Origin of the sequence: Blautia caccae (genome assembly GCF_040095955.1) — a bacterium.
In the GTDB taxonomy this organism is placed as follows: Bacteria; Bacillota; Clostridia; order Lachnospirales; family Lachnospiraceae; genus Blautia; species Blautia celeris.
This window is the reverse complement of the sequence record NZ_JBBMFP010000005.1, coordinates 16,239-30,864: the sequence shown is the minus strand read 5'-3', so window position 1 is coordinate 30,864 and position 14,626 is coordinate 16,239. Positions and strand designations below refer to the sequence as shown.

General features: G+C 47.5%; 16 protein-coding genes and 1 pseudogene. 4 read left to right on the top strand and 13 right to left on the bottom strand.

Features of this window, described 5'->3' with window-relative positions; genetic code table 11:
* Positions 1 to 6 precede the first annotated feature (6 nt).
* The 6 genes from fabF to WMO65_RS06785 form a co-directional block, all read right to left on the bottom strand.
* The gene (gene fabF / locus WMO65_RS06810; protein WP_148393002.1) at positions 7 to 1,242 is read right to left on the bottom strand and encodes a beta-ketoacyl-ACP synthase II; all 1,236 of its coding nucleotides are present in this window, start codon (positions 1,240 to 1,242) and stop codon (positions 7 to 9) included.
* A 9-nt stretch (positions 1,243 to 1,251) separates the two neighbouring features.
* The gene (gene fabG, locus WMO65_RS06805; RefSeq protein WP_148393003.1) at positions 1,252 to 1,992 is read right to left on the bottom strand and encodes a 3-oxoacyl-[acyl-carrier-protein] reductase; all 741 of its coding nucleotides are present in this window, start codon (positions 1,990 to 1,992) and stop codon (positions 1,252 to 1,254) included.
* A gap of 38 nt (positions 1,993 to 2,030) precedes the next feature.
* Complete coding sequence (fabD, locus tag WMO65_RS06800; RefSeq protein ID WP_148393004.1) at positions 2,031 to 2,969, bottom strand: ACP S-malonyltransferase; 939 nt, start codon at positions 2,967 to 2,969, stop codon at positions 2,031 to 2,033.
* Between the two features lie 218 nt (positions 2,970 to 3,187).
* The gene (gene acpP / locus WMO65_RS06795; protein WP_033142225.1) at positions 3,188 to 3,421 is read right to left on the bottom strand and encodes an acyl carrier protein; all 234 of its coding nucleotides are present in this window, start codon (positions 3,419 to 3,421) and stop codon (positions 3,188 to 3,190) included.
* A 212-nt stretch (positions 3,422 to 3,633) separates the two neighbouring features.
* Positions 3,634 to 4,848 (bottom strand): FtsW/RodA/SpoVE family cell cycle protein, encoded by a 1,215-nt coding sequence (locus tag WMO65_RS06790; RefSeq protein ID WP_181014481.1) that lies wholly within the window; start codon positions 4,846 to 4,848, stop codon positions 3,634 to 3,636.
* Positions 4,849 to 4,871: 23 nt separating this feature from the next.
* The gene (locus WMO65_RS06785; RefSeq protein WP_148393005.1) at positions 4,872 to 6,692 is read right to left on the bottom strand and encodes a glycerophosphodiester phosphodiesterase; all 1,821 of its coding nucleotides are present in this window, start codon (positions 6,690 to 6,692) and stop codon (positions 4,872 to 4,874) included.
* 182 nt (positions 6,693 to 6,874) lie between these two features.
* Here WMO65_RS06785 and WMO65_RS06780 point away from each other — a divergent pair, with 182 nt between their 5' ends.
* Entirely contained in the window at positions 6,875 to 7,399 is a 525-nt protein-coding gene (locus WMO65_RS06780) for a hypothetical protein (protein ID WP_033142227.1), read from the top strand.
* A gap of 97 nt (positions 7,400 to 7,496) precedes the next feature.
* Here the strand turns inward: WMO65_RS06780 and WMO65_RS06775 are convergent, their stop codons facing one another.
* Together WMO65_RS06775 and WMO65_RS06770 are read right to left on the bottom strand one after the other, a co-directional pair.
* Positions 7,497 to 7,934, bottom strand: a complete 438-nt coding sequence (locus WMO65_RS06775) for an ACT domain-containing protein (protein WP_033142228.1) — start codon at positions 7,932 to 7,934, stop codon at positions 7,497 to 7,499.
* A 17-nt stretch (positions 7,935 to 7,951) separates the two neighbouring features.
* On the bottom strand, positions 7,952 to 9,253 hold the full coding sequence (locus WMO65_RS06770; protein WP_033142251.1) for a phenylacetate--CoA ligase family protein: 1,302 nt from the start codon (positions 9,251 to 9,253) through the stop codon (positions 7,952 to 7,954).
* 213 nt (positions 9,254 to 9,466) lie between these two features.
* Here WMO65_RS06770 and WMO65_RS06765 point away from each other — a divergent pair, with 213 nt between their 5' ends.
* The 3 genes and pseudogenes from WMO65_RS06765 to WMO65_RS06755 all read left to right on the top strand — a co-directional run.
* A complete protein-coding gene (locus tag WMO65_RS06765; protein WP_225305288.1) occupies positions 9,467 to 9,754 on the top strand; it encodes a spore coat associated protein CotJA in 288 nt (95 codons plus the stop codon).
* Entirely contained in the window at positions 9,751 to 10,011 is a 261-nt protein-coding gene (locus WMO65_RS06760; protein ID WP_033142230.1) for a spore coat protein CotJB, read from the top strand. Before WMO65_RS06765 ends, WMO65_RS06760 begins: the two co-directional genes overlap by 4 nt.
* An 18-nt stretch (positions 10,012 to 10,029) precedes the next feature.
* A pseudogene (locus tag WMO65_RS06755) lies at positions 10,030 to 10,215 on the top strand (manganese catalase family protein); the annotation flags it as partial.
* A gap of 59 nt (positions 10,216 to 10,274) precedes the next feature.
* On the opposite strand, the gene WMO65_RS06750 reads toward WMO65_RS06755, so the two are convergent.
* The 5 genes from WMO65_RS06750 to WMO65_RS06730 all read right to left on the bottom strand — a co-directional run bounded on the left by WMO65_RS06750 (position 10,275) and on the right by WMO65_RS06730 (position 14,563).
* Positions 10,275 to 11,885 carry a recombinase family protein gene (locus WMO65_RS06750; RefSeq protein ID WP_187370695.1) on the bottom strand — a complete coding sequence of 537 codons (1,611 nt, stop codon included), beginning with the start codon at positions 11,883 to 11,885 and terminating at the stop codon, positions 10,275 to 10,277.
* A gap of 111 nt (positions 11,886 to 11,996) precedes the next feature.
* The gene (locus WMO65_RS06745) at positions 11,997 to 12,182 is read right to left on the bottom strand and encodes a hypothetical protein (protein WP_148393722.1); all 186 of its coding nucleotides are present in this window, start codon (positions 12,180 to 12,182) and stop codon (positions 11,997 to 11,999) included.
* A gap of 140 nt (positions 12,183 to 12,322) precedes the next feature.
* Positions 12,323 to 12,517: a hypothetical protein gene (locus WMO65_RS06740; RefSeq protein ID WP_033142252.1), complete on the bottom strand. Its 195-nt coding sequence runs from the start codon at positions 12,515 to 12,517 to the stop codon at positions 12,323 to 12,325.
* A gap of 180 nt (positions 12,518 to 12,697) precedes the next feature.
* Positions 12,698 to 13,468 (bottom strand): SDR family oxidoreductase, encoded by a 771-nt coding sequence (locus tag WMO65_RS06735; protein WP_103732174.1) that lies wholly within the window; start codon positions 13,466 to 13,468, stop codon positions 12,698 to 12,700.
* A 60-nt stretch (positions 13,469 to 13,528) separates the two neighbouring features.
* Complete coding sequence (locus tag WMO65_RS06730) at positions 13,529 to 14,563, bottom strand: alcohol dehydrogenase catalytic domain-containing protein (protein ID WP_148393723.1); 1,035 nt, start codon at positions 14,561 to 14,563, stop codon at positions 13,529 to 13,531.
* Positions 14,564 to 14,626 lie beyond the last annotated feature (63 nt).

Below are 14,626 nucleotides of genomic sequence, written 5' to 3'. Positions count from 1 at the left end.
GGCCTCCTAGTCTTCGTACTTTTTGATCAACAGGCTGGCATTGTGTCCGCCAAAGCCCAGTGAGTTGGTAAGTGCATAGGGGATTTCCATCTCCACACCGTTTCCTGTCACATAATCCAGGTCGCACTCCTCGTCCGGTACCTGGTATCCTGCGGTTACGTGTACGAAATTATGTTCCATCTCTTTCACACAGGCGATAAATTCCACGGCTCCTGCTGCTCCCAGCAGGTGTCCGATCATGGATTTTGTGGAATTCACTTTCATTTTATATGCATGTTCCCCGAACAGCTTCTTGATGGCTCTTGTCTCAAACAGGTCGTTGTGGTGTGTGCTGGTGCCGTGGGCATTGATGTAAGTCACATCTTCCAGGGAGATATCGGCCTCATCCACAGCATTCTTCATGGCTCTCGCCGCACCTTCCCCGTCCTCAGCCGGAGAGGTGATGTGGTAGGCATCACTGGTTGCGCCGTATCCCACAACCTCAGCCAGGATCTTTGCGCCGCGTTTCTTTGCGTGCTCCAGCTCCTCCAGAACAACAATACCTGCGCCTTCTCCCATGACAAATCCGTCTCTCTCTTTGTCAAAAGGAATGGAGCAGCGTTCCGGGTCTGTAGATTTTGAAAGGGCAGTCAGAGCCGCAAAACCGCTGACACCCACCGGGGTAATACAGGACTCCGCGCCGCCTGCCACCATAATATCCGCATCACCGAACTGAATGGTTCTGTAAGCTTCACCGATACAATGTGTGCCGGACGCGCAGGCTGTCACCACATTGATGCTCTTTCCCTTTAAACCGAACTGGATGGACACATTTCCTGCTGCCATATTGGAGATCATCATGGGAACCATAAGGGGATTCACACGGTTCGGTCCCTTTTCCAGCAGTTTCTTGTGCTCTCTCTCAACAGTCTGCAGACTTCCGATGCCGGAACCAATAGAGCATCCCACTCTGTACGGGTCCTCTTCTTCCAGGGAATATCCTGACTGGGCAATGGCCTCTTTTGCTGCAGCCACTGCGTACTGGCAGAACAGCTCCATACGTTTTGCCGCTTTCACATCCATGTAATCTTTGCCCACGAAGCCTTTTACTTCCCCTGCAAGGTGTGCCTTATATTCGGAAGCATCGAATTTGGTGATCTCCCCAAACCCGTGCTTTCCTTCCTTTATGCCATTCCAGAATTCATCCACATTTAATCCCAGCGGGGTAATGGCCCCCATCCCTGTCACTACTACTCTTTTCATGAAATCCTCCTATATGTTCATACCGCCGTCTACACTGATGACCTGGCCGGTAATGTAATCTGCTTTTTCTGATGCCAGAAATACCACCATCTCAGCAATATCTTCCGGCTTTCCGAATTTTCCAAGCGGAATCTGACTGCAGGCTGCCTCTTTGATCTCCTCGCTGAGTACATCTGTCATCTCCGTTGCCACAAAACCGGGTGCCACTGCGTTGACTGTGATCCCTCTGCTTGCCAGTTCTCTTGCCATGGTCTTTGTAAGCCCGATGACACCTGCCTTGCTGGCCGCGTAATTCGCCTGGCCCGCGTTCCCCAGGATTCCGGACACAGATGATATATTGATGATCTTTCCGCTTCTCTGCTTTAACATCTGGCGTGAAACATGGCGGATGGTATTGAAAGCGCCTTTCAGGTTCGTCTCAATGACCGCGTCAAAATCCTCTTCCTTCATTTTCATGATCAGGCTGTCTCTTGTGATCCCCGCATTGTTTACGAGTATGTCCAGATGCCCGTATTCTTTGATCACGTGCTGGATCATCTCCTGGCAGGCCTGAAAGTCTCCGACGCTGCACCGGTACAGAGATGCCCGGCCGCCCCGGCTCTTGATGGCGTCGGCTGTTTCCCGGGCGCGTTCTTCTGAACCGTTATAATTGATCACCACGGCGGCTCCCTGCGCCGCAAGGGCAATGGCAATGGCTCTGCCGATGCCGCGGCTCGCTCCGGTGACTAAGGCTACTTTATTTTCCAACATACTATATTCCCTCACTTTTCCGGTTATTTACATCTCGCTTATGCTTCTGTACTCTGTTTTTTCAGTGTTTCCACTGCTTTTGTGAAATCTTCCGTTGTCTGGATGTTCAGCATCTTCACATCGCGGCAGATCTTCCGCATGAATCCGCTCAGTGTCTTTCCGGGTCCGATTTCCACGAAAGTGTCCACTCCGTCCGCGATCATTGTCTCCACACACTGCTGCCATTTCACGGAGGAGGATACCTGTCTGATCAGCAAATCCTTTGCCTGGGAGGCCTCTGTCACATACTGAGCAGTCACGTTGGCAGCGTAGGGAATCTTTGGCTCCCCGACTGTCACATGTTCCAGAACTTCTGCCAGCTTTTCCCCGGCTCCTGTCAGCATGGCAGAATGAAACGGCCCTGACACGTTCAGGGGAACGATTCTTCTGGCACCCAGCTCTTTTAGTTTTTCGGAAGCCTCTGCCACTGCCCTCTCCTCCCCGGTAATGACGATCTGTCCCGGGCAGTTATAGTTGGCTATGGAGACAATGCCTTCTGTCTCCTGACAGGCCTGTTCGATCACTGTCGCATCTGTTCCCATGACTGCGGACATGGCGCCGCCTGACGGAACAGCCTCCTGCATGAAAATTCCGCGCTTGCGCACAACAAAGAATGCATCCTCCAAAGAGAGCACCCCCGAAGCGATGCAGGCTCCGTACTCGCCCAGGCTCAGACCCGCGCTCACGTCAGGCACAAGACCCTCCTGCTCAAGCGCCTTTAATATGGCTGCCTCCACACTCAGCATGGCAATCTGTGTATACTCAGTAATATGGATCTCCTCATTTTCTGTAAAACATATTTTCGGAATATCCAGACCGGTAATTTCACCGGCTTTATCCATCACCTGTCTGCAGACAGGCATTGTATCGTAAAAATCCTGGCCCATTCCCACATACTGTGCTCCCTGGCCCGGAAATATAAATGCTGTTTTTCCCATATCGTCCCAAACTCCTTTGGCTGTAGAATATTTTGTATTTCAAAGTAATTATTTTAAAAAATAGAACCTGCCATGGCAGTGGCAACCGCCGCGGCAGATTCCATTCATCTGCACTTTCTTTGTTTCCATCCACACTCGAAACTTCTCAGAGTGTGGACCTATCTGATGTAACTGTCCAATCTCTTCGCAGTTACATGCACAGACCGGCTGAACAGTTATTATTCTTCAACGCCTTTATTTTTCAGATAATCCATAACAGCGCCCACAGTTGTCAGCTCCTGTAATTCCTCAGCAGGAATTTCTACAGAATACTCATCCTCAAGTGCCATAACCAGTTCGAATAAATCCAGAGAATCTGCTCCTAAATCATCCTTGAAATTTGTTTCCGGATTGATTTCGCTTTCTTCACAATTTAACTGCTCTGCAATGATTTCTCTCATTTTTTCTAACATGATTTCTTATTCTCCTTTAAAATACATCTTATTCAAATCCATCTTGTGAATTTGTTTTTCTGATTTGATTTTTTTGAAATACTTTGATGACCAAAGTATATCTTCTTTACCACCATTTGTCAACCCTTTTCTATGTGCAGCCGTTCATGTCTTGCGATCAAAGTCAAAATCCATGTGTCCTCACCTTTGCGATAGGATTTTGCCGGGTACTCCTAGGTTTCAAACTTTATCTGTTTTGATACGCTCAGAGCAATTCCCATTTCTATCATAAGAAAGAGAATGGATGTACCTCCGTAACTGACAAACGGCAGTGTGATTCCGGTGGTGGGAATCAGGTTGATGACTACGCAGATATTCAAGATGACCTGAAGGGCAATGTGGAAGAAGATTCCGCTCACAATCATGGAACCGTACAGGTCCGGCGCATTCTGCGCAATAAAAAACAGCCTGTATAAAAGATATCCGAACAATGCCAGTACGATCATCCCCCCAAACACTCCCAGCTCCTCACAGATGATCGAGAAGATCATATCATTCTGTGCCTCCGGAACAGGCCCCAGCTTCTGCACACTGTTGCCCAGCCCTTTTCCGAAAAATCCTCCGGAACCGATGGCATACAGTGCCTGCATAATTTGATAGCCGCCGTCCTTGGAATAATGCTCAGGCTGCAGCCACACCATAATACGGCGGAGACGGAAATCCTCAATGTTTCCCACACCGCTTCCCAGCGTCATATGCAGGATGACGATCACAGTCACCAGCACACCGCCCAGTATGGCTCCTCCGATGAGAAACGGTTTCATTTTGGGATGCGCCATAAAGATCAGCAGTACAGTGATAGCTCCGATTATAATACCTGTACTCAGGTTATCTGTCAAGAGGAAAGCGCCCAGGGCCAGCACGCCGCCCACCGCCAGAAGCAGTACCATGGACTGCCACTGCTTTATCTTCCGCCCTATCTTGATGATCAGACAGGGAATGAAGGTGATAACAGCTATCTTCGCAATCTCAGAAGGCTGGAACTGTGTCCACGACGGGCCGAACTTCAGCCACCGCTTCGCACCGTTGACCGTAACACCCAGAGGTGTAGGCACCAGACACATTAAAAACATGGCCGCCACATAGATAAAGGGTGACAGGTGAAACAGCACATGATAGTCAAACCTTGACAGCCACAGCGCGAATCCTATGCTGACTGCGCTGATGAGTGCCTGTTTCCCAAAGTAAGCCATGTCACTGCCCCTCTTTACCTGTGCCAGATAGGAACTGGTACTGTAAAGCATTACCAGACCGAAGCAGGTGAGAAGCAGTACCACTGCCACCAGATTAAAATCATAGTAGCGCACTCTGTTTGCAAACCTGCCTACAGGCTGGCCTCTTTTTCTCTTTTTCGCTGTTCCGGCTTTTTTAGCCATATTTAATGCCATCTGTTTCCTCCGCTTGAGCTGTCTTATATTCTCAGGGCATACTTCATAAGCTCCCAGAAGCCAGTCTCCGTCTCACTTTCCCGGTTCATTACCTTACGCACCAGCACCGGATTATCAGTGATGATATTGTCTGCTCCCACATCGATCATCCGCTTGATGTCACCGCGGTAATTGACGGTCCAGGCATGGACTTCTTTACCTAAGGAATGGGCCTCCCTGACAAATTCTTCATCAATGTATGTGTATTTCACACTGAAAAAATCTGCCGCTGTGATCCGTGAAATACTTCCGTAAGTCATTGTCATGATGTAGCCGGTACGGATATTGGGGTTTGCCTTTTTCACCTGCTGCAGAAATCCGTAATTCATGGAAGTTATGACACAGTGGTCCTCAAATCCATTCTGTTCAATGACCCTGACCACTTTTTTTACAATGCCCTTATTTTTACCATTATACTTAATCTCTATATTTAAGTCCAGTCTTCCTTTACAAAATTTTAAAACCTCGTCCAGTGTGGGGATTTTTTCACCCCGGAACTTTTTGTGGAAACTGGAACCGGCATCCAGTTTCTCTATCTCCGCATAGTCCATCTCCCACACATTTTTATTGACACCGGCTGTCCGCTTCAGGGAATTGTCATGAAGCAGCACCAATTCCCCGTCCTTTGTCTCCTGCACGTCAATCTCCGCGAAGTCTGCGCCGCTGTCTATGGTGTATCCCAGAGAACTTATGGTATTCTCCGGTGCCATCAGCGCGCCTCCCCGGTGAGCCGTGACGCCCATGGTGGTGAGGAGGCTGTTCACCGCGCTGTCGTGCGAGGAGGCCAGGACTACAAGATACGTCCCCTCTCCCAGAAGCAGCAGCAGGGTAAGGGCTGCTGCAATCTTCCGCCTGCCCACTTTTGAAAACCAGATATGGTTACGGATAATGGCTTCCATGGCAGCCTCTGTCCGGGGCTGCACATGAAATCTGGCATATACCACGTACACAAATGCCAGGCTGCAGATCAACTGCACCGCACCGGCAAAGATTCCAAGCCCCATGTCGATCCAACTGCTGTATATGAGCACTGAGCTGACTACCGAAGAACCGGATTTTGTCAGCATGGCGATGCCCGTCATGCCTGCCAGCACCAACACATAGACCAGGGCAATAAACACCAGCATTCCAATATGAAGCAGGACAAATCCCAGAAGCGTCTTTTTCCACTGCCTTTTCAGCAGTTTCAGGCCGTCTTTCATTCCCTTCCGACTCTTCTGCTCTTCCAAAAGGCAATAGGGCAGAGAAAAGATGAATAAGAAGGAGAAGAGAAGTATAATTCCTATAAGACCGTATAAAATCCAGTGGGGACTGACTATTTTATAAATCTGTCTGGCCGTAAATTCCAGGACTCTGATATAGGAAATTTCCCGGATAAGAAAATATATGGACAAAAAGGGGGCGGCCAGAATAATACACCAGAACCAGGATACATGGCTGTTTTTCAGAAAATCCCAGGACCGTTTCACACCCTCAATGAGCATGTCGCTGGTATAAATTTTCCGTCCCTGGTAGGAATGCCTGAAACAGGATAAAAGGGCGGAAATCTCTATAAGAAACAGCAGTAAGATAAGTATCAGAATCCCCAGAAGCAGCACAACAGACAGGGGGCTTGCAAGAAATTTCAGATAGTTTTCAGCCGTCAGATAACTGAAGTTCTGCGCTTTCAAAGAGTAATCGACCGCAGCGGAGACAGCATGCATTACCAGCAGAAAGGAAGCCGTTCTGTAACCTGTCTCAAAAAGCAAAAGACTGACCATATTCTTTTTTACTGCTCTCCACATACTTCTGAAAATCTGTTTCATGCCTGTCACTTCCCGCCTCTGATTCTGTCAGCCCACAGATGCCGCGCTGGCTGTTTCTTTTATTTTAACAAATATTATACCCATAACACAAGTATACAAATAATTCTTTTCACCTTGACTTTCTCAACCTCTATATTATAATAAATTTAGGTAGTTAAAAACATGTAGTGGAGGGTAACGTTATGACACCAGATGAATTGTATACACAGGCCAAGGAATCTCCTGTCCTGTCAAAGGAAGTAACCGATACTTTGTTGGAATCACTGGAGTACAGCAGTATTTCTTTTTTAAACCAGGCCGTTGAAATTCTGGGGATTTTCCGTGCGCGTCTGGAACGGGGCGACAGAATTACTGTGGAGGCTTCCGGAGATGTTTTAAATCTCAAAAGTTTCCGAAAATTTGTAGAAAATACATTTTCCGATTATATTTACGGCCATGTATTTACAGAGGACAGTGAACAGAAGAGGAGCTATTTCCATCTGGATGCCTGTGAGGGCGGTTACTCCCTTGTACTGGCTGAGGATGGGAAACAGAATCTCTTTGAATGGATTTCCTCACCTAACGAAAGATTTTCCTTTGTCTATATGAAAGCCACCAAGATCGTGTACATAAAGAATATCCGCACCGGGGATTATTTTCCGTTCATATCAGAAAACGGAAAATACTGCCGGTACGACAAGGTACAGGGAATGCTTGTGGAAGTATAGAAAGAATGCCGCTGATCACTTTTTCGGTGATTCAGCGGCATCTTTTTTTCGCAGAAGCATGTCCTATGCAGACAGTTTCCGGGTGCAGCAGACTTTTTTATCTGTACAGCTCATCCAGATCGTCCTGGCAGAGAGGTTTTACACCATTTTTCGTCAGGGCTTCAATGGCTTTTTCATTGTCCCCTACCCTTAAGATCATGCATGCCTTGTCTTTCACGCCTGCGGTGAAGGCATAAGTGTATTCCACATTGATCTGGTTGTCTCCCAGGATCTGCATGACTTTTCCAAGGCTTCCCGGTTGATTGGAAATGGCGATTGCCAGTACCTTTGTGATGGAGCATACATATCCGCAGTCTTTCAATACTCTGACTGCATTGAAGGGATCATCCAGGATCAGGCGGATAATACCGAAATCCTTTGTCTCGGCCAGAGACAATGCCCTCATATTGATCTTATTCTCATTCAGCGCATTTGCCAGCTCTGCCAGCATACCCGGTTTATTTTCCACAAATACGGAAATCTGTTTTACTGTCATAAAAATCCCCCCTTTTTCTAGTAAAGATTACGGTTATCGATCACGCGTTTTGCCTTGCCTTCGCTTCGTGCGATGGTCTTCGGCGCAACCAGTTTCACTACTGCATAAATGCCCAGCATGGACTTCAGAGCCTCAATCAGCTCGCGCTCTCTCACTTCAATCTCGCGGATGGAGTCAGAGAACATTTCCGGTGTCATCTCCACCTGAACCTCCAGCTTGTCACTGTTCTTCTCGCGGCTTACGATGATCTGGTAGTTAGCCGGGTAGCCCTTATTGAGAAGCACCGTTTCAATCTGGCTCGGGAATACATTGACGCCCTTGACGATGAGCATATCATCACTTCTGCCCATTGGTTTGGACATGCGCACATGCGTTCTGCCGCAGGAGCATTTTTCACGGTTCAGTACGCAGATATCTCTTGTCCTGTAACGGAGAAGCGGGAATGCCTCTTTTGTAATGCTGGTAAATACCAGTTCGCCCTTCTCTCCGTCCGGCAGCACTTCGCCTGTGGCCGGGTCAATGATCTCAGCTATAAAATGGTCCTCATTGATATGCATGCCGCCCTGGGCGCTGCACTCAAAGGAGACACCGGGACCGGAAATCTCGGTAAGGCCATAAATGTCATACGCGCGGATTCCAAGCTTCTCCTCCACATCACGGCGCATCTCTTCACTCCATGCCTCAGCGCCGAAGATACCTGCTTTCAGCTTAATCTTGTCCCTGAGACCTCTCTCGCAGATGGTCTCCGCCAGGTATGCCGCATAAGAAGGGGTACAGCAGAGAATCGTGGAGCCGAGGTCGCACATAAACTGGATCTGTCTGTCTGTATTACCGGAAGACATGGGAAGTGTCAGGGAACCCACTTTGTGGGAACCGCCGTTGAGTCCCGGACCTCCTGTAAACAGTCCGTATCCGTAACACACATGTACCACATCGTCCTTCGTTCCGCCTGCTGCCATGATAGCTCTGGCGCAGCAGTCATCCCACAGATCCAGATCGTGCTGTGTATAAAATGCCACCACTCTTCTGCCCGTGGTGCCGCTTGTAGACTGAATACGCACACAGTCAGAAAGGGGGACTGCCAGCAGTCCGTAGGGATACGCTTCACGCAGATCTTCTTTTGTCAAGAAGGGAAGCTTATGTAGGTCGTCCACGGATTTGATATCCTCAGGCACAATGCCCTTTTCCTCCATTTTTGCTCTGTAATAGGGCACGTTGTCATATACGTGCTTTACCTGTTTTGCCAGGCGCTCGTCCTGCCACTTGCGAATCTGCTCTCTTGAGGCACATTCGACTTCCGGCTGATAATAATTCTCCATTGCTGTAAATTCCTTTCCATCCATTTTACTCTAAAACGGCATTCCGGACCTTTCCATACCTTTGCCCCGAAACACCTGCCGCCGGGTTCTGCCCCGCATCGGCCCGTTTTTGTTATTATACCATTTTAGCGCTTCAGCGTAAAGAATATTTAACATTTTATGCAGTCTTTCATAAGATATTACTGTATAAGTAAATATAAAGGAAAACCAGATATGGAAAAATGTCGAATGAATTATCAGGGCGTCCGTCCGTATTCTCCGCCGAACAGGGAAATGCCGGCACGGAACAACTGCGGCCGCCGTACACCCTGCGGCTGTAACTGCGATATGGTAGACAACACCTCAATCTACGAACATGCCGACAAGCTGCCGCTTACCATGGCATATGTGCCAATGCAGAAATTTAAAACCACCTTTGAACTGTGTAAAGCACTGCAGATGGGAACCATCTTCCCTGAACTGTGCAAACCATTCTGTGGAAAGAGAGGTGGCTGTCGATGAAAGAATGCAGACGCAGCAAAGCGCAGTTAATGCAGCTGATCAATGAGGTCAGCTTCGCTGTCAACGATATGAACCTCTACCTCGACACCCATCCGGATGACAAATGTGCCATGGAATTTATGACAGATAAGATTCGCATCCGTGAAGAAGCACTGAAAGAATACGCCATGTATTATGGCCCGCTTACCATTGCAACTGCTGATGATGACTGCAGTACCTCATGGGACTGGGTGATGCAGCCGTGGCCTTGGGAATAGAAAGGAGGGAGTCAGAGTATGTGGAATTATGAGAAGAGATTACAGTATCCGATAAATATTAAAACGCCGAATGCCAAGGCTGCTTTGTTTATTATGAGTCAGTATGGTGGACCGGATGGCGAAATCGCCGCTTCCATGCGTTACCTGTCACAGCGTTTTGCCATGCCGAACCGCATTGCCATGGGTACCCTGAATGATATAGGTATATCGTAACCGCTATTACCCCCTCCGTTTTCTGTCCTCATCTTCTCATATCCCTGCTCTCACTTCCCCACCAAAACCGACTCTAAAATTTCCGTTTGATAACGGTCACGTCTTCCACAGCTATGAATCCTCATCTGTATCCCAAACGGTATGTATTTCAGCCATACACACACGATCTGACCGGGATATACAATAATCTCATCCACTAATTCCCGGTAAAGAGACTCTTCCTCCACATTAAAATGCAATATCTTATCAACCGCCCCCACATATCTCTCAAAGCAGGACCTTCTCTTCTTCTCTGTCTCTTCTTCCTTTCTGGCTCTCAGAAGTTTTCTCTCCAGTCTCTCCTTCTGCCCGTCATACCATTCCTTCTGCTCTGTCAGTTCATCGGCACTTAAAATCCCCTCCAAAGCCAGATCAACACATTTTTTCTTTTTTGTCTGAATTTCCTCTATTTTTTTCTCAATCACGGCAGTATCCTCTGCATATGTATCTGCCTGCTTCAAATTTTTAATGCGCCAGAGAATTTCTGTTTCCACGGCATCCCAGTCAAAGTCCACCTGTTTTACTGCATAACGCACACAGGTGCGCAGCGCCAGATCACTGACCGCAGTGTTGTCACATCCGTATTCTGCCCCTTCCCCAACTTCCTTCCTCTTTCCATAGTTCGCATGATGATAACATCTCCATGCCCTGTAGATACTTCCGTCCCTTCGTTTTTTTGTGCGGACCACAAAGCCGGTCCCGCATTCACCACACTTCACCATTCCACTGCACCAATAACGGCTGCACTGTGAAGCCTTGTGATAGGATAAAGACCTTCTTTCCAGCTCCTTCTGGGTTCTTTCCCACAGCACTCTGTCAATTATAGGGGTATGATGGTTTTTCAGGTAAACCATTTCCTCCTCACCCTCATTCTTCTTTTTCCTGTGGGACAGGTAATCCGGAGTGATCGTCTTTTTCTGACACAAGTCACCTGCGTATTTTTCATTTTTCAACACTTTCAGGATCATAGTATTTGACCACATAGTGCCCCGTTTCGGCTGTATTCCTTCTTCCTGCAGTTCCCTTGCAATGATATGGGTACCTTTTTGCTCATTTGTATATTTATGAAATATGCTTCTGACAATCTCTGCCTCCTCCTCATTCACAAACATCCTGCCCTGCTTCACCGAATATCCGAGAAGGTCCCTTCCGAATACCACACCCTGCTCCATTCTGCGTTTCTGTCCCCACTTTACACGTTCGGAAGTCTTCCTGCTTTCATCCTGGGCAAGGGTAGCCATGATGGACAGACGCAGTTCCCCATCTCCGTCCATTGTATCAATATTATCTATCGTAAAAATAACCCGGACGCCTTTTGCCTTCAACTTTCTGACAAAAGACAGGGTATCCACCGTATTTCTGGCAAACCTGGACACTTCTTTTGTGAGGATCAAATCTATCCTGCCTGCCATGGCATCCTGGATCATTTGATTGAACCCTTTTCGTTTTGCAGTCTGGGTTCCGCTGATTCCCTCATCATAATAAATACCTGTCAGCTCCCAGTCCTCATGCTGACTGATGTAATCGGAAAAATATTTTCGCTGGCTTTTAAGGGAATTTGCCTGATCATCCTTCTCCGTCGATACTCTTCCGTACGCAGCCGCCCTCACTTTATTTCCCACCTGTAAAGCCTCCAACTTCTATATTAAAATTCCTGTATGCCGGACTTATACGCCAAAACAGGAAATAAAAATATAAGGCCGCCGGAAACATATTCCAACAGCCATATACTCTCATTCTTCCAGCTCATTCAGCAATATGCCGAGCTGCTCATCTGTCAGCAGACTCTGCGCATGGAGTTCCCTGCAGATTCCCCGCTTCAGATGCCTGCTGAAATTCTTCTGCTGCTCCTTAGTCAACGCAATCCTATGTACATTTTCCTGCTGCAAAAAATTGCTCTTTTCCATACTGTTTCCCACATAACATCCCCTGATGACTCCTTATAATAGAGTATGCGGAAACAGAAATTTTGTTATGCCGGAAATAATTTTCCTTTATAAAAATACCCGGAAGCCACATTTATTCTGTCTGCCGCTTCCGGGTACTTCTAAACTTTCTATTACTTCTCTTCTTTTTCCGTCTTCAGAGGTTCCACTTCCTCCGCCTGAAATACATATCCGCAGGAACAACTGGTCTCCTCCACAACTCTGCCTCTTACAGTAAAAACTTCCACTTCCTCACCGCATTTTGGACATATCCGGTCTTCCGATACCGGGGTTCTGTATTTGCTTTCACATCCGTCTAAAACTGCCATATTTTTCACCTCCTGATACACATGCTTTCTGATATAAGTTTTCATCTTCTATTGTATCCCCTATTTTTCTTTAAAACAAGACATTCTTCCTTATCAGAAAATTTATCAGGACAATGTAATACAGCCGTTCATCCTTTTGCTCAACACCCCCCTGACATCACAGCATACTTCTCCTGTATTTTATTTTACAAGATATCCTCCGTCTACGGGAATAATGGCTCCGCCCAGATAATCACTGGCATGGGAGGCCAGGAAAATACAGGCTCCTTTCATATCATCCCCTGTTCCCCAGCGGTTTGCAGGAATCCTGTCTGTAATCTGCTGATATCTGGGATTTTCCTTGTCCAGAAGGGCAGCATTCATCTCTGTTGCCATATATCCCGGTGCAATGGCGTTTACGTTAATTCCTCTTGCGATCCAGTCATTGCTCAGTTCCTTTGTAAGCTGTGTCACTCCGCCTTTTGCCGCTGTATAGGCAGGAACGGTCTGTCCTCCAAACCAGGATACCATGGAGGCAATATTGATGATCTTCCCATATCCTTTTTCCAGCATGATTTTAGCTGCCTCCTGGCAGAGGATAAATACGGAATTCAGATTCACATTCAGGACCTCATCCCATTCCTCAACAGGGAACACTTCCGCGCTGTGGCGCCTCTGAATGCCATGGGCAGTCACAAGAATGTCCAGATCATTTCCCAGCTTTTCCACACATTCCTGAAAACAGCGGTACACTTCCTCACGCACTGCCAGATTGGCTTTTACACCATGACACTTGTAGCCTCTTTCCTGAAACTGTTTCGCTGTTTCATGGACCTTATGGGATGTTCCCACAATGACCACCTCACAGCCGGCCTCCATAAGGCCTTCTGCCATTCCGTATCCAAGACCTCTTGTTCCGCCTGTCACGATTGCTTTTTTTCCTTCTATGTTAAATAATTCATTTCCCTTCATGTCTGTGCTGCAGGATACCGGATCCTGCCCTCCTTTCAAAAACCTGAATGTATGCTGTAGCTAAAACATAATTACCATTTTCTTTACCGACGGTTCCGGATTATCCATATAATGAAATACTTTTTCAATCTCACTGAATTTTATAAATGTAGTAGCGATTCCTTCTGTGTTAAACTGCTTCTTCTCCATGCACGCAATGGTCGGTTCAAATTTATAACAGGACATCCTGGTTCCTATAATGTCCAGTTCCCTTTGATTGATCATGGCCTGTGTGATTTCCTCCGGTTTCGTACAAAATCCCAGCGGGACCACACGCCCTGCGTTGCAGACGATCCCCGGCTGCATGATCATTGTGAGGGAACCGGGAAAGCAGGCTGAATCAAACGCGATGGTGACTCCATGGCCGTCTGTAATGTTCCGGACTGCTTCCGCCAGATTTTCTTTCTTTGTATTGATCACATGGTCTGCGCCGTATCCCTTTGCACGTTCCAGGGAGCTGTCGCTGATGTCACAGCAGATCACTGTTTTGCACCCCTTTGCTTTACAGGTCTGAAGGATTATGGCACCGATGGTTCCTGTTCCCAGAATCAGGACAGTATCTTCCGGTACTACACGTCCTCTGGCTGTACAGTGCGCACCGATAGCGTAGGGCTCCACAAGAGCCGCGTCCTCCCATGACACGCTGTCATCAATCTTATAAACTTCATTTGCCGGTGCCGTAAAATATTCTCTCCAGCCGCCGTCCATCCCGGAGCCTCTGACCATTACCTTTTCACATACATTTTTTCTGCCGATCCTGCATTGATAACATTCTCCGCATGTGTGGATCAGGTCTACGATCACATGGTCTCCTTCTTTTACATTTGCTGCATTTTTTCCTGCCTTCACAACAATCCCCGCATTTTCATGGCCCGGGATACGAGGATATGTAGAACAGGGATTTGCGCCGTGATAAATGTGATGGTCACTTCCGCATACGCCTGCTGCCTTCATCTGAATCAAAACCTCATCATCACCGGGAACGGGAACCGGGACTTCACGCACTTCTACCTGATGCGGCCTTACAACCACTACTTCCTTCATTGTATTCTTCATTTTTCTTTCCTTTCCGGGTAATCCCCCTGCCCGAAATGAATTCCGGGCAGTATTTCATATTCT

Coding starts and splice junctions, on each gene's coding strand:
- fabF (WP_148393002.1), bottom strand. CDS start 1,242: ATGAAAAGAGTAGTAGTGACAGGGATGGGGGCCATTACCCCGCTGGGA.
- fabG (WP_148393003.1), bottom strand. CDS start 1,992: ATGTTGGAAAATAAAGTAGCCTTAGTCACCGGAGCGAGCCGCGGCATC.
- fabD (WP_148393004.1), bottom strand. CDS start 2,969: ATGGGAAAAACAGCATTTATATTTCCGGGCCAGGGAGCACAGTATGTG.
- acpP (WP_033142225.1), bottom strand. CDS start 3,421: ATGTTAGAAAAAATGAGAGAAATCATTGCAGAGCAGTTAAATTGTGAA.
- WMO65_RS06790 (WP_181014481.1), bottom strand. CDS start 4,848: ATGGCATTAAATATGGCTAAAAAAGCCGGAACAGCGAAAAAGAGAAAA.
- WMO65_RS06785 (WP_148393005.1), bottom strand. CDS start 6,692: ATGAAACAGATTTTCAGAAGTATGTGGAGAGCAGTAAAAAAGAATATG.
- WMO65_RS06780 (WP_033142227.1), top strand. CDS start 6,875: ATGACACCAGATGAATTGTATACACAGGCCAAGGAATCTCCTGTCCTG.
- WMO65_RS06775 (WP_033142228.1), bottom strand. CDS start 7,934: ATGACAGTAAAACAGATTTCCGTATTTGTGGAAAATAAACCGGGTATG.
- WMO65_RS06770 (WP_033142251.1), bottom strand. CDS start 9,253: ATGGAGAATTATTATCAGCCGGAAGTCGAATGTGCCTCAAGAGAGCAG.
- WMO65_RS06765 (WP_225305288.1), top strand. CDS start 9,467: ATGGAAAAATGTCGAATGAATTATCAGGGCGTCCGTCCGTATTCTCCG.
- WMO65_RS06760 (WP_033142230.1), top strand. CDS start 9,751: ATGAAAGAATGCAGACGCAGCAAAGCGCAGTTAATGCAGCTGATCAAT.
- WMO65_RS06740 (WP_033142252.1), bottom strand. CDS start 12,517: ATGGCAGTTTTAGACGGATGTGAAAGCAAATACAGAACCCCGGTATCG.
- WMO65_RS06735 (WP_103732174.1), bottom strand. CDS start 13,468: ATGAAGGGAAATGAATTATTTAACATAGAAGGAAAAAAAGCAATCGTG.
- WMO65_RS06730 (WP_148393723.1), bottom strand. CDS start 14,563: ATGAAGAATACAATGAAGGAAGTAGTGGTTGTAAGGCCGCATCAGGTA.